Consider the following 13117-nt stretch of genomic DNA (forward strand, 5'->3'; position numbering starts at 1 on the left):
GGCGATGACGCGCGTCCGTATGCTTGCCGACGATCTTACCGGCGCGCTCGACGCCGCGGCGGAGTTCGTCGGCCTGTGCGGGCCGTTCGACGTGATCTGGTCGGAGGCGTCCGCTGCGTCAGTCTTGCGGAGCCTGGCCATCGACAGCGGCACTCGTGAGCGTTCGAAGACCGAGAGTGTGGAGATCGTCACTCGGCTGGCGCCGCTGCTTCAGGACGGCGAGATCGCCTACAAGAAAGTCGACAGCCTGCTTCGTGGTGCGTGGGCGGCCGAACTCGGCGCTTGCCTGAACACCGGCCATTGGGCGTCTTGCGTGGTCGCACCTGCTTTCGACTATCAGGGACGCCGCACAGTCGAGGGCCAGCAATATGCGCGCACCGTGCAGGGCGACTGGCATCGCGTTGGCGACAATCTGCTGGATCAGCTAAGGCAGGAGGGCATCGCGGCGCAGCGGGGTTGTTCCGACACGCTGTCACAGGGCGGTGTTCAGGTCTTCGACGCTGAGAGCGACCTCGATCTCGACCGCGTCGCCGAAATGGGGCGACGCATGCCGGGACCTGTGCTCTGGTGCGGCAGCGGCGGTTTGGCCGGTGCGCTTGCGCGCAATCATCGCGCCGATGCTTCGCCTCAACTTAAGCGGCCCGTGCTCGGATTGTTCGGCTCGGATCAAGCCGCAACCGCAGCGCAGCTTGCAGCGTGCGGTGAGGCGACAATTTCGTTGGCCGAAGGTGAAAGCAGCATGCGCGTTCAGCGCAAACTCGAAGACGGCGGCGTGGCCTTGGTGAAATTCGCGCTTCCCGATGACCTGTCGCGCGCCGAGGCCGCGCAACGGATCGCTCGCGAATTGACGGCGCTCACCGCTGCCCTCGATCCGCCGGGAACCCTGATCGTTGCCGGCGGCGAGACGTTGAAGGCCGTATGCGTTGCGCTCGGTGCGCATGCGCTTCAGGTTACGGGTCGCATCGTGCCCGGCCTGCCCCGCTCGACGCTGCAGGGTGGCCGCTGGGCCGACGTCGATGTCATCTCGAAATCCGGGGCATTCGGCGCGCGCGAGTTGTGGCGCGATCTGCTGCGGGACAATCATTTGCTCAACTTGGAGAGTCCGACATGACCTCTCGTCACCTCGCCGTCACCATGGGCGATCCCGCCGGAATCGGGCCAGAGATCATCGTCAAGGCCTGCGTCGGATTGAAGGAACGGATTGCCAGAGGCGATCTCCGCCTGCTCATCATCGGCAGCGGCGCGGCGCTGGATGGCGCGAAGGCTACGCTCGGCGCCAACGTTGCGATCCCGGAGGTCACCGCCGACGATCGCGACTGGCCCAATCTCTGCTACCTGCAAGCCGACGCCGAAGGCGATCCGATCAAGCCGGGCGTGCTCAGTGCCGATGGCGGCCGCTTTGCCTATAAGGCGATCGAGCAGGGCGTCCGGCTGACGCAGTCCGGCCGCACCGCGGCGATCGTCACGGCGCCCCTGAACAAGGAAGCGCTCAACAAGGCCGGCTACCACTTCCCGGGCCATACCGAGATGCTGGCGCATCTCACCGGCGTGCGCGGCTCGGTGATGTTGCTCGCCCATGGCAACATGCGCGTCAGCCATGTCTCGACCCATGTGGCGCTGGAGGACGTGCCGAAGCGTCTGACCCCGGAGCGACTGCGCATGGTGATTGATCTCACCAATGACGCGCTGCGTCGGCTCGGCATTGCAAAGCCCAAGATCGCGATCGCCGCGCTCAATCCGCATGCCGGCGAGGGCGGTCTGTTCGGCCGGCAGGATATCGACATTTCCGCGCCGACGATCGCCAAAGCCGTCGCCGATGGTCTGGACGTCGTCGGCCCCGTGCCGGGCGACACCATCTTCGTCAAGCTGCGCGCCGGCCAGTTCGATGCAGCGGTCGCGATGTATCACGACCAGGGGCACATTCCCGTAAAACTGCTCGGCTTCCAGGTCGATCCCACGACCGGTCGCTGGCAGGAACTCTCAGGCGTCAACATTACGCTGGGCCTGCCGATCATCCGCACCTCGGTCGATCACGGCACCGCTTTCGACATTGCCGGCAGGGGCATCGCCAACGAGCACAGCCTGATCGAGGCCGTTGATTATGCCGAGCGTCTTGCCGCCGGCGCTTCCTGAAGCGCGATGATGATTGATCCCAATCTCGTCGCGTTCTAGCCGTCGTCGCCGCGCGCGAGCGGCGGCGGCGGCGAACCCGCCGAACTCGCGTTCGATCGATCCGGCAAGTGCGATCGTCGTGCGATCCTCCAGATGCACAGCCGCGCTTGCCAGCCTATGGCTGAGCAGGTAGAAGGCTGCACGCCTGAGCCGCGATTTGCGCAAACCGCGCTGCCGGCCACAGTCGGACAAATCAGTAAGACGTTGAATTTGTTCGGCTATTCCGTTGGGGAATGGTGTAACGGTAGCACAACAGACTCTGACTCTGTTTGTCTTGGTTCGAATCCAGGTTCCCCAGCCAAGCGTCAGATTCCCGGCCTGGATCGTCCATTGATCGGCCGAGCGCGGAACACCTGGCAGAATCCGCGCCCGGCGCCGCGCTCGCGTTGTCGGCGCGCCCGCGCTCCGACGTTGCGATGAGCGAACGCGGTCACCATCCTCGTCCGGCAATCTCTGTTCAGCAGCTCATCGCGTTGTGACCGACCTGGGCCGTGGCGATTCGCCTTCGCATAGCTGCGATCTTCACTCGCCGCGCAAAATACGGCTCGTGAACTGATGCGTCCGCGTAACAGTAATAATTTGAAAGGCGCGTGTCGCTGCTGCGATGACGTGTGGTGCGGACCGCTCTTTCCACGCGGCCCGATTCGACCTTTCCAAGCCCTGAAGTGCGGTCTCCAGGGTTCGCCTGCAAACCGCATAGCGGCGGGTTCCGTCGGGGACCCTGGGCGTCACGCAGCTGTGATCGATATTTTATGAAGTAAAATCAAATGATTATTCGATCTTGGCCGAAAAAATGTTGCGTGATTTTTGTGCAACACCTGCCCGGATTCGGATTGTTCGGCGGTGTTTGGGCCCGTTCGGATGTTGCGTGTGCATCGGCCATCCATCATGGTGATCGGGCGACGGAGGGGGGCATCCCAAGGTCGTCCCGTTTAGGTCTTTCGCTTAAGTCCCTCGCGTTCATGCGGGTGTGTCCGAAGACGCGAAGGCGGCCAAAGCGGTGATTTAAAGGGGGTTGGGGAATTGGCCGTTCGGGTCAGTGACCTTCCCTGAAGAGCAACTTGGAGGTTTAACATGAAGTTGGTTAAGAGCCTTTTGCTCGGCTCAGCGGCGGGTCTGATCGCCGTGGGCGGAGCTCAAGCAGCCGATCTCCCCGTGAAGGCCAAGGCGGTCGAATACGTGAAGATCTGCTCCCTGTACGGTGCGGGTTTCTACTACATGCCGGGCACCGATACCTGCATCAAGTTCGGCGGCTACGTCCGCGCTGACTACTGGGCCCAGGGCGGCGACTATGGCTTCCGTCAGGGCGCGAACCAGGGTTCGAACAACCGTCTGACGAACTACTGGGGCATGCGCGCTCGTATGGACCTCACGGTCGATACGCGCACGGCGACCGAGTACGGCGTGGTTCGCACCTTCGCCGACATGGTCTTCACCTGGGATACGCAAGCTGTCAGCAACAGCAACCCGTCGACCCTCAATGGTACGCCTAACACTTCGGCCTCGCTCGGCCTGTACCATGCGTTCATCCAGTTCGCCGGCTTCACCTTCGGCCGCACGGTCTCGATCTTCGACGCCCCGTGGCAGAGCTATCCGGCTGGCGGTCCCGATACCCTTCCGGGCGGTTCCAACCACGTGACCGGTATCAACCAGGTCGCCTATACCGCTGACTTCGGCCAGGGCATCACCGGCTCGATCGCACTCGAGGATGAAACGACCTCCGCTGGTGGTCAGTCGAACCTGTGGAATCTGTCGAGCGCGACCGCGGCCGGCATGATCACGGGTGCGTACGGCGCCAACAACTGGGGTGGCACGCGCTCGCCGGACATCACCGGTGCGATCCGTGTTGACCAGGCCTGGGGTCTGGCTCAGATCTCGGTTGCCGCGCATGACATGCATGCTGCCTACTACGGCGCGACGGAACCCACGGGTCACCCGGGCGACAAGTGGGGCTGGGCGGTCCAGGGTTCGTTGTCGATCAAGAACATCCCGACTGGTGCGGGTGACTCGATCAACTTGCAGGCGGTCTACACCGACGGTGCGAGCCGCTACAACTTCCAGAGCCTGTTCCCGCAGACGTTCTTCATGTACAGCGGTAGCGGCATTGCCTATCAGGGCCTCGGCTTCGCCGGCATTGCTGATGGTGTCTACACCACCGGCTCTGGCATCGAATCCGTCAAGTCCTGGGGCTTCCGCGGTGGCTACACCCACAACTGGAGCCCGAACTGGGCGAGCGCGATCTATGGTGGCTACGGCGCCATTCAGTACGGTTCCGGCGGCAAGGCCGCGATCTGCGCGAACATGGTCACGTTGCTTGGTCTCACGGGCAACTGCAACCCGGACTTCAACTTCGCTGTGATCGGTGTCAACACCGTGTGGACCCCGGTGAAGAACCTGGCCTTCACGGCGGACGTGAGCTGGTCGCGTCTTGACCAGAAGTACTCGGGCACCATCGCGAGCCCGGGCCTTGCGGCCGCTGCCAAGCCGGCAGCTCTCTATGAGCTGAAGGACCAGGACTCGGTCGCCCTGCTCCTCCGCGCTCAGCGTAACTTCTAAGCTCAGTCCTGAGCCGACGACAAAGACCCCCAGCGGTTTCGCTGGGGGTCATTTTTTTGCAGGTCACTTTGAACATCGTCACCGCGCGAAGGATCGAAAAGCCGAGTTGGTCGGCATCGATTACCGCGTGCGAAAATGGGCATTTGCGCAGTGATTTCGTGCCTTGCAGCGCGATGGCGCGGGCCGTTGTTCTCTCTAGCGAAGGCGACTAGAGTTTTTGCACCAATTCACCAAGAGACCAACCGTCGTCGGGTGCAGAACCAGTCTTATGGCGCAGCAAAGCCGCAACAAGGGAGCGTCGGCCCCCATCTCGTTCCATCCCTCGGCTAGTCTGGACCAGGCCATTGCGGCGCACCGTTCGGGCAATCTGTTGGAGGCGGAGCGGGCCTATACTTCAGTCCTGAAGGGAAGCAAGACGCATCCTGTCGCGCTGCATATGTTGGGGCTGTTGCACGCTCAGCGCGGCAATTTGGCGGACGCCGAGCCGCTGCTCAAGAAGGCCGCCCGCGTCGATGCCGGCAATCCCGACGTCGTTTTCAACTATGCCAACGTGCTGCGTGCATTGGACAAGACGGACGATGCGCTGGCCTGGTTCGCGAAAGCGATTGCCCTGTCGCCTGATTTCGCCGATGCGCATCTCAATCGCGGAGCGATCCTGATGGCTCGGCAGGAGCTTCACGGGGCCATCGCGGAATTTGATCGCGCCATTGCGATCGCGCCATCGAGCGCAGCGTTCGCCAACCGGGGCAGTGCGTTCCGGCAGCTCGGTCAGCTCGACGAAGCGCTTGGCAGCTACCAAAGAGCCGTCGCGCTTGCACCGTCGAATCCGCAGCTTCATTTCGTCTTGTCCGAGGTCCTTGGCCAAATGGGCCGACACGACGAAGCGATCGGAGCACTCGAAACAACTGTCGCACTCAACAAGGCCTTCCCGTTCGCCTTGAGCAAGCTCGTCGATGCCAGGCGGAAGTGGGCCGATTGGCGCGATTTCGAACGTGAACAGGCCGGCCTGGACGAGGCCGTCGAATCCGGCGTGGCGGTCGATCCCTTCATGTTCCTTCATGCTTCGTCGTCTCCCGCACGCCAATTGACCTGTGCGAAGACATTCGTCGCCGAGGTCGCCCCAGACCGAGGTGCGGCGAGACCCAGAACGCCGTCACCGGTTTCCCGGCTGCGGATCGGGTACTTGTCCGCCGATTTTCGCAATCACGCCACCGCAAATTTGATGGCCGGGGTTTTTGAGGCGCACGACCGTGAGCGCTTCGCCGTCAGCGCCATGTCCTACGGGCCAGATGACCGCAGCGCGATGCGCCGCCGGATGGAGGCAGCATTCGAACGCTTTGAAGATGTCAGCCATCTTGCCGACGAGGATGTGGTCAAGCTGATCCGCCAGCTCGACATCGAGGTTCTCGTCGATCTCGGAGGCTTCACCGCGGGCGCGAGGCCGAAAATCCTCGCGCACCGGGCCGCTCCCATCCAGGTCAACTATCTCGGCTTTGCCGGCACGATGGGCGCGTCCTATATCGACTACATCATGGCCGACCGGATCGTCATTCCCGAAGCCGAGCAGAAGCACTACGCCGAGAAGGTGATTTACCTTCCGGACAGCTATCAGGCGACCGACGCAAGGCGATCGCTTGCAAATGTACCTGCCAGAAGCGAGGTCGGACTGCGGGACGATGCGTTCGTCTACTGTGCGTTCAACAGAACATCCAAGATCACGCCCGTGCTGTTCGATGTCTGGATGCGGCTGCTTGCCGAGACCGCCGGCAGCGTCCTCTGGCTGCTTGATGGCGACCCGATCGCCAGGGAGAACCTGAAGCGTGAGGCCGTTGCGCGCGGCATCGCGGCAGAGAGGATCGTGTTCGCCCCACAAGTGGCTGCCGACGCGCACCTGGCGCGCCACCAACTCGCCGATCTGTACCTGGACACACTGCCCTACAATGCCCATACGGCGGCCAGCGACGCTCTCTGGGCCGGCTTGCCGGTTGTGACCTGCCTCGGCACCGCCTTTGCGGGACGCGTTGCAGCCAGCATCCTGAACGCTGTCGGCCTGCCTGAACTGGTGACGCAATCGCTAAACGATTATGAGAGCTTGGCGCTTCGGATCGCGCATGATTCCGAACTTCGAAGCGCCCTGAAGAGCAAGCTGGTGTCGCAGCGGACCACTTCGCCGCTGTTCGATACCGCCCGCATGACGCGGCACATCGAAAAGGCTTTCGATGAAATGTGGCGTCGGCATTGCGCTGGCGAAGCGCCGGCCTCGTTTGCCGTGTAAATCTCATCATGAGGTCGCCTCGGCGTGAAGCCTCATGTCATTCCTTCCAGAGGCTTCTCCTGAAATGACTGACAACGAACCGGACCTTCTCAATAATCTCATCCGGCCCGCACGGCTGACCGCGGTCGTGGATGTCGGAGCCAATCCGATCGATGGCGAGCCGCCCTACAAGGCGATGCTGCAACGAAGGCTTTGTACCGTCGTTGGCTTTGAACCGCAGGACGAAGCGCTTGCAGAGCTCAATGCCCGCAAGAGCGACCTCGAGAGCTACTATCACTATGTCGTCGGCAATGGGCACAAGGCAAAGCTGCGTCTGTGCCGAATCCCGGGAATGACGAGCCTGCTGCTTCCGGATCAGAATGTGCTGTCGCATTTTGCGAAATTTTCCGAATGGGGCAGCGTCGTCAGCGAACATCCGGTTCAGACCCGCCGGCTCGACGATATCGCCGAAATCCGGGATCTGGATTTCCTGAAAATCGACGTTCAGGGCTCCGAGCTGGCGGTCTTCGGAAGCGGGCGGCAGAAGCTGAAGCAGGCCGTCGCCATTCAAACGGAGGTCTCGTTTCTTTGCCTTTACAAGGAGCAGCCGACATTCGGCGATATCGATGGCGAATTGCGCAAGCAGGGGTTCGTTCCTCACGCCTTTACGGCCATCAACCGGCGTATGATCGCTCCCTTGAGCGACCCATCCAATCCCTACGCGGCGATGAACCAGCTGCTGGAGGCCGATATCGTCTATGTGCGAAACTTCATGCGGCCGACTGACATGACGGTCGAGCAACTCAAGCATCTGGCAATGATCGCCCATCATTGCTACCGCTCATTCGACCTTGCTGCGAACTGTATTCATCACCTGATTGCGCGCAAGTCGATCCCTGATCGGTCGATCCGCGACTACATGGCGTCCATCCAGCTTCCGCAACGCTGATCAGAGCTGGCCGCGCAAATTACTTGATCTTGTCGTAGGCCGCGGCGAAGTCGTTCAACGGCATCGGGATCGCGATCGTCTCCTTGGCCATGTTCTGAAAGGAGACCTTCAGCTGCTTGCCCGAGCGAAGGCTCGCGAGCAGGTCGGGCGCGATCGGCGTCGAGGCATAGCAGCCGCGGTTCTCGCAGGTCTGGATCTGCAGATCGATCGTCTTGCCTTCGTCGACCTGAAGCTTGGCGCCGAGCGGGAGATTGAGGCCGAGAGGCAGCTGCAGCAGCGCAACCGGCGTGCGGGTGTCGGGCGCGACGCGGATGTTGATCAAGACGATGGTCTGGCCGGTCTTGGTCAGCACTGCGTTCTGCTCGATCGCGCATTCGAGCGGGGCGTCGCGGCTCGCGCTGGTGCAGCGCGCGATCCAGCCGGGCTGAGGCGGCCGTGCTCTCGGCCTGCGGTTGGGTTGGTGCAGGCGTCGGCTGGGCGGCGGGGGCAGGGGAAGCCGCGTTCTTCTTGCTGCCCTGCTGGGCAGACGCAGCGCCCGTCGACAACAGAACAGCGGCGGCAAGGGCGACAAGTCTGGATTGCATGGGCATGGCGTGACCGCGTTGGCTTGAACCGAGGGCTTGGCTGTAGCGTCGCGGATGTCGCGACGCAAGCTTACTCGGCGGCTTCCTTGACGGTGCCGTGCTCCGACGTCTCGAGCCCATCCTCGTCGGCAGAGCCGCCCTTGAACAGGTTGGAGAATTTGTCGAGGTAGAGATAGACCACCGGTGTGGTGAACAGCGTCAGCGCTTGGCTGACGATGAGGCCGCCGACCATGGCGTAGCCGAGCGGCTGGCGGATCTCGGCGCCGGTGCCGTGGCCGAGCATCAGCGGCACGCCGCCCAGCAATGCTGCCATCGTCGTCATCATGATCGGGCGGAAGCGCAGCAGCGCGGCCTGCCGGATCGATTCCTCCGGCGTCTTGTGCTCGTCGCGCTCGGCCGCGATGGCGAAGTCGACCATCATGATGCCGTTCTTCTTCACGATGCCGATCAGCAGGATGACGCCGATCAAGGCAATGAGGCTGAACTCGAATCCGGCGGCCATCAGGATCGCGAGCGCGCCGACGCCGGCCGAGGGCAGGGTCGACAGAATCGTGATCGGATGGATGTAGCTCTCGTAGAGGATGCCGAGGATCAGATAGACCACGACCAGCGCCGCGAGGATCAAAAGCGGCACGGTGCCGAGCGATTGCTGGAACGCCTGCGCGGTGCCCTGGAAGCTCGAGTTCAGCGTCGCCGGCGCGCCGAGATCGGCCATCGCCTTCTGCACGGCCTCGGTGGCCTGGCCGAGCGCCACGCCCTGGGCGAGGTTGAAGCTGATGGTGATCGCCGGGAATTGGCCCTGGTGGCTGATCGAGAGCGGGCGGACCGGGTCGGTGGTCCAAGTCGCGAAGGTCGAGAGCGGCACCTGGTCGCCTGTCAGCGGCGACTTCAGATAAAGCTTGTTGAGGCTGTCGAGATTGCCCTGCATTTCCGGCAGGATCTCCAGGATCACCTTGTAGGTGTTGAGCTGGGTGAAATACTGCGTCACCTGCCGCTGCCCGAAGGCGTCGTACAGCGTGTCGTCGATCAGCTGCGGCTGGATGCCATAGCGCGCGGCGGTGTCGCGGTTGATCTTGAGCTGAACCGTCGTGCCCTGGGTCTGCTGGTCGGTGGCGACGTCGCGCAGCTCCGGCAGCGTCTGCATCTTGGCCAGGATCTTCGGTGCCCAGTCGTTGAGCTCGGCGAGATCGGCATCCTGCAAGGTGAACTCGAACTGCGTGCGGGTCGGCCGGCCGCCGAGGCGGACATCCTGGGCCGCCTGCATGTACAGACGGGCGCCCGATACCTTCTCGAGCTTGGGGCGCAGCCGCGCAATGATCTGCTGTGCCGATGCCTCGCGCTTGTCGCGCGGCTTCAGCGTGATGAACATGTTGCCGTTGTTGCCGGCGCGGCCGCTGCCGCCGATGTTCATCGCGATCGTCGCGACGTCGGGGTCCTGCATGACGATCTTGCCGAGCTCGACCTGCCGGCGCTGCATCTCGGCGAAGGAGATGTCCTGCGAGGCCTCCGAGGTCGCCGTTATTAGGCCGACGTCCTGCTGCGGGAAGAAGCCCTTCGGGATCAGGACGAAGAGATAGATCGACAGCCCAAGCGTGGCGAAGAAGACCACGAGGGTGGTGCGCCGCCAGGCCAGGGCATGGTCGAGCCCCCATTCGTAGCCGCGCAGCATCGCGTCGAAGGCGCTCTCGCTCCACTTATAGAATTTGCCGTGGGTCACTTCGCCATGGGCACGCAGAAAGCGCGAGGCCATCATCGGCGTCAGGGTCAGCGACACGAACATCGACACGAAGATCGTCATCGCCAGCACGACCGCGAATTCGCGGAACAGGCGTCCGATGATGCCGCCCATCAGGAGCAGCGGGATCAGCACGGCGACCAGCGAGATGGAGATCGAGACGATGGTGAAGCCGATCTCCTTGGAGCCTCTGAAGGCGGCAGCGAGCGGCTTTTCGCCTTCTTCGATGTAACGCGTGATGTTCTCCAGCATCACGATGGCGTCGTCGACCACGAAGCCGACGGCGATCGTGAGCGCCATCAGCGACAGATTGTCGAGCGAATAGCCGAACACCCACATCAGGGCGCAGGCCCCCAGCAGCGCCAGCGGAACCGTGACGGTGGGAATCACCGTCGCCCAGAAGCTGCGCAGGAACACGAAGATGACCATGACCACGAGGGCGATGGTCAGCAGCAGCGTGAACTGGACGTCCTCGACCGCGGCACGAATGGTCGTGGTGCGGTCGCTGATGAGCTCGATCTTGATCGCGGGCGGGATCGCTGCGACGAGGCGGGGCAGGGTCGCCTTGATCCGGTCGACGGTTTCGATGACGTTGGCGCCCGGCTGCTTGAACACCACCAGGAATACGCCGCGCTTGCCATTGGCCCAGGCCGCCTGCTTGGCATCCTCGGCGCCGCTGACCGCCTGCCCGATGTCGCGGATGCGCAGCGGGCCGCCGTTGCGGTAGGCGATGATGACGTCGTTCCAGTCCTTGGACTGGGTGAGCTGATCGTTGGCGTAGATCGTGTAGGCGCGCTTCTCGCCGTCGATATTGCCCTTCGGGCTGTCGACCGTGGTGATCGCGATCTGGCTACGCACGTCCTCCATCGACAGGCCCTTGGCGACCAGCTTCGCCGGATCGACCTGGATGCGGATCGAGGGTTTCTGCTGGCCGCCGATGAAGACCTGTGCGACGCCGGAGATCTGGCTGATCTGCTGGGCGAGCTGGGCGTCGATCGAATCGCTGACCGTGGTCAGGGGCAGTGTGTCCGATGTCGCCGACAGCAGCAGGATCGGGGAGTCGGCCGGGTTCACCTTGCGGTAGGTCGGCGGCGAGGGCAGGTTCTTCGGCAATTGGCCGCTGGCGGCGTTGATGGCGCCCTGCACGTCATTCGCCGCACCGTCGATGCTGCGGTTGAGGTCGAACTGGATGGTGATCGAGGCGGTGCCCAGATAGCTCGTCGAGGTCATCTGCGCGATGCCGGGAATCTGGGCGAACTGGCGCTCCAGCGGCTGGGCGACCGACGAGGCCATCGTCTCCGGGCTGCCGCCCGGCAAGTTGGCCGTGACCTGGATGGTCGGGAAGTCCACCTGCGGCAGCGGCGCCACCGGCAGCAGCGGATAGGCGACGAGGCCGACAAAAAGAATGCCGGCCATCAGCAGCGATGTGCCGATGGGATAACGGATGAAAGGTGCCGAAATCCCGCCGTCGGTCATTCCTGTTGGACCTTGTTTTTCTGGACCGGATCCGAACTCGCGACAGTCGTCGAGACCAGACTGCCGGGCTGAACCTTGTACTGGCCGCCGGTGATCACCTGCTGGCCGGGACTCAAGCCTTCCTCGATGACCGAGCGTCCGTCGATGGAATAGGCGACCTTGATCTTGCGAACCTCGGCCTTGTTGTCCTGGCCGACGGTATAGGCGTAGAGGCCGTTGGTCGAATGCTGGACCGCGTCATCGGGAACGATGGTCGCGTCTTTCAGCGTCCGCACCAGCAGCCGCGTCGACACCGATTGTCCCGGCCACAGCGTGTGCTCCTTGTTGTCGAACACCGCCTTCAGCCTGATCGTCCCGCTGGTCGTATCAACCTGGTTGTTGATGACGGCAAGCTTGCCTTCGGCCAGCGTCTTCTTGCCGTCGGTGGTGAACGCAATCACCCTGAGCTCGCCGGATTTCTGGCCCTCGCTGATATAGGGCAGCTGGTCCTCCGGCGCGGTGAAGATCACCGTGATCGGTTCGACCTGCGCGATGGTGACGACACCGGTCTGGTTCGAGGCGTTGACGATGTTGCCGATGTCGACCTGGCGCAGGCCGGCGACGCCCGTGATCGGCGCCGTGATCTGGGTGTAGTCGAGCTGGGTCTGGGCGTTGGCGATCGCGGCTTCGTCGGCGGCGATCTGGGCGGTGAGCTGGGCGACGGTCGAGCGCTGGGTATCGACGCGCTGTGCGGTCGCGAATTCGCCGAGCTTCATCGCACGCTGCAGCTCGAGATTGGCATTGGCCAGGCTAGCCTCGTCCTGCGCCTTCTTGGCCTTGGCCTGGTCGAGCGTGGCTTGATAGGGGCGGGGATCGATCGAGACCAGCAACTCGCCCTGCTTGACGATCTGGCCTTCGGTGAAGGCGATCTTGTCGATCTGGCCATCCACCCGGGTCCGGACTTGTACGGTGTTGAAGCCCTGAACGGTGCCGAGACCAGTCAGGTAAACCGGGAAATCGGTCTTCTGGACCGGCGCGATGCTGACCGGCACGGCGGGCGCGCGCGGCGCACCCTTCTGTGCAGTCTGGGCTTTCCCGGCCTCCGCGGCCTGGTATCGCTGCCAGCCGTAATAGCCGCCGGCGGCCACGGCTGCGATGATGACAATCCACAGGATCGGCCGTGACTTTTTCATTGTGAGCGTATCGGCTTGTATGCCCAAAACAACGAATGGCGGGGCAATCAAAGGGTTCCAGCAAGGCTTGTATATTACACGCCAAGTTCCAGTGTAAACAGCACTATCAGTTGAGAATCCTAAACAATTGGAAAGCTTTGCACCCCGTAGGCAACCGGGTGACGCGCCGGTGTGCAGTGCTGCATTCTCTTGTGACGAGCGAGGAGCGTGCAAGAGACA

General features: G+C 63.0%; 7 protein-coding genes, 1 tRNA gene and 1 pseudogene. 6 read left to right on the top strand and 3 right to left on the bottom strand.

What is annotated here, in order from left to right; all coding sequences use genetic code 11:
- Positions 1–4 precede the first annotated feature (4 nt).
- From XH98_RS33760 to XH98_RS33790, 6 genes are all read left to right on the top strand, one after another.
- The gene (locus XH98_RS33760) at positions 5–1111 is read left to right on the top strand and encodes a four-carbon acid sugar kinase family protein (RefSeq protein ID WP_271621144.1); all 1107 of its coding nucleotides are present in this window, start codon (positions 5–7) and stop codon (positions 1109–1111) included.
- On the top strand, positions 1108–2133 hold the full coding sequence (gene pdxA / locus XH98_RS33765) for a 4-hydroxythreonine-4-phosphate dehydrogenase PdxA (protein WP_271621145.1): 1026 nt from the start codon (positions 1108–1110) through the stop codon (positions 2131–2133). The genes XH98_RS33760 and pdxA overlap by 4 nt, the downstream gene beginning before the upstream one ends.
- 266 nt (positions 2134–2399) lie before the next feature.
- Positions 2400–2473: transfer RNA gene (locus XH98_RS33770), tRNA-Gln, on the top strand.
- 773 nt (positions 2474–3246) lie between these two features.
- Positions 3247–4728 (top strand): porin, encoded by a 1482-nt coding sequence (locus XH98_RS33775; protein WP_271621146.1) that lies wholly within the window; start codon positions 3247–3249, stop codon positions 4726–4728.
- 268 nt (positions 4729–4996) lie between these two features.
- Positions 4997–7003 (top strand): O-linked N-acetylglucosamine transferase, SPINDLY family protein, encoded by a 2007-nt coding sequence (locus XH98_RS41305; RefSeq protein ID WP_442868666.1) that lies wholly within the window; start codon positions 4997–4999, stop codon positions 7001–7003.
- A gap of 64 nt (positions 7004–7067) precedes the next feature.
- Positions 7068–7931 (top strand): FkbM family methyltransferase, encoded by an 864-nt coding sequence (locus tag XH98_RS33790; RefSeq protein ID WP_220001942.1) that lies wholly within the window; start codon positions 7068–7070, stop codon positions 7929–7931.
- A gap of 19 nt (positions 7932–7950) precedes the next feature.
- Here the strand turns inward: XH98_RS33790 and XH98_RS33795 are convergent.
- From XH98_RS33795 to XH98_RS33805, 3 genes and pseudogenes are all read right to left on the bottom strand, one after another.
- Positions 7951–8521 (bottom strand): annotated as a pseudogene (locus tag XH98_RS33795) (invasion associated locus B family protein).
- A 64-nt stretch (positions 8522–8585) separates the two neighbouring features.
- Positions 8586–11726 (bottom strand): multidrug efflux RND transporter permease subunit, encoded by a 3141-nt coding sequence (locus XH98_RS33800; RefSeq protein WP_271603164.1) that lies wholly within the window; start codon positions 11724–11726, stop codon positions 8586–8588.
- Positions 11723–12898: an efflux RND transporter periplasmic adaptor subunit gene (locus XH98_RS33805; protein ID WP_271603163.1), complete on the bottom strand. Its 1176-nt coding sequence runs from the start codon at positions 12896–12898 to the stop codon at positions 11723–11725. The genes XH98_RS33800 and XH98_RS33805 overlap by 4 nt, the downstream gene beginning before the upstream one ends.
- Positions 12899–13117: the final 219 nt, after the last annotated feature.

Origin of the sequence: Bradyrhizobium sp. CCBAU 51745 (assembly GCF_028128715.1) — a bacterium.
In the GTDB taxonomy this organism is placed as follows: Bacteria; Pseudomonadota; Alphaproteobacteria; order Rhizobiales; family Xanthobacteraceae; genus Bradyrhizobium; species Bradyrhizobium manausense.

Excerpts from the sequence above, each read along its gene's own strand:
- XH98_RS33760 (WP_271621144.1), top strand. The coding sequence starts at position 5 with ATGACGCGCGTCCGTATGCTTGCCGACGATCTTACCGGCGCGCTCGAC.
- pdxA (WP_271621145.1), top strand. The coding sequence starts at position 1,108 with ATGACCTCTCGTCACCTCGCCGTCACCATGGGCGATCCCGCCGGAATC.
- XH98_RS33775 (WP_271621146.1), top strand. The coding sequence starts at position 3,247 with ATGAAGTTGGTTAAGAGCCTTTTGCTCGGCTCAGCGGCGGGTCTGATC.
- XH98_RS41305 (WP_442868666.1), top strand. The coding sequence starts at position 4,997 with ATGGCGCAGCAAAGCCGCAACAAGGGAGCGTCGGCCCCCATCTCGTTC.
- XH98_RS33790 (WP_220001942.1), top strand. The coding sequence starts at position 7,068 with ATGACTGACAACGAACCGGACCTTCTCAATAATCTCATCCGGCCCGCA.
- XH98_RS33800 (WP_271603164.1), bottom strand. The coding sequence starts at position 11,726 with ATGACCGACGGCGGGATTTCGGCACCTTTCATCCGTTATCCCATCGGC.
- XH98_RS33805 (WP_271603163.1), bottom strand. The coding sequence starts at position 12,898 with ATGAAAAAGTCACGGCCGATCCTGTGGATTGTCATCATCGCAGCCGTG.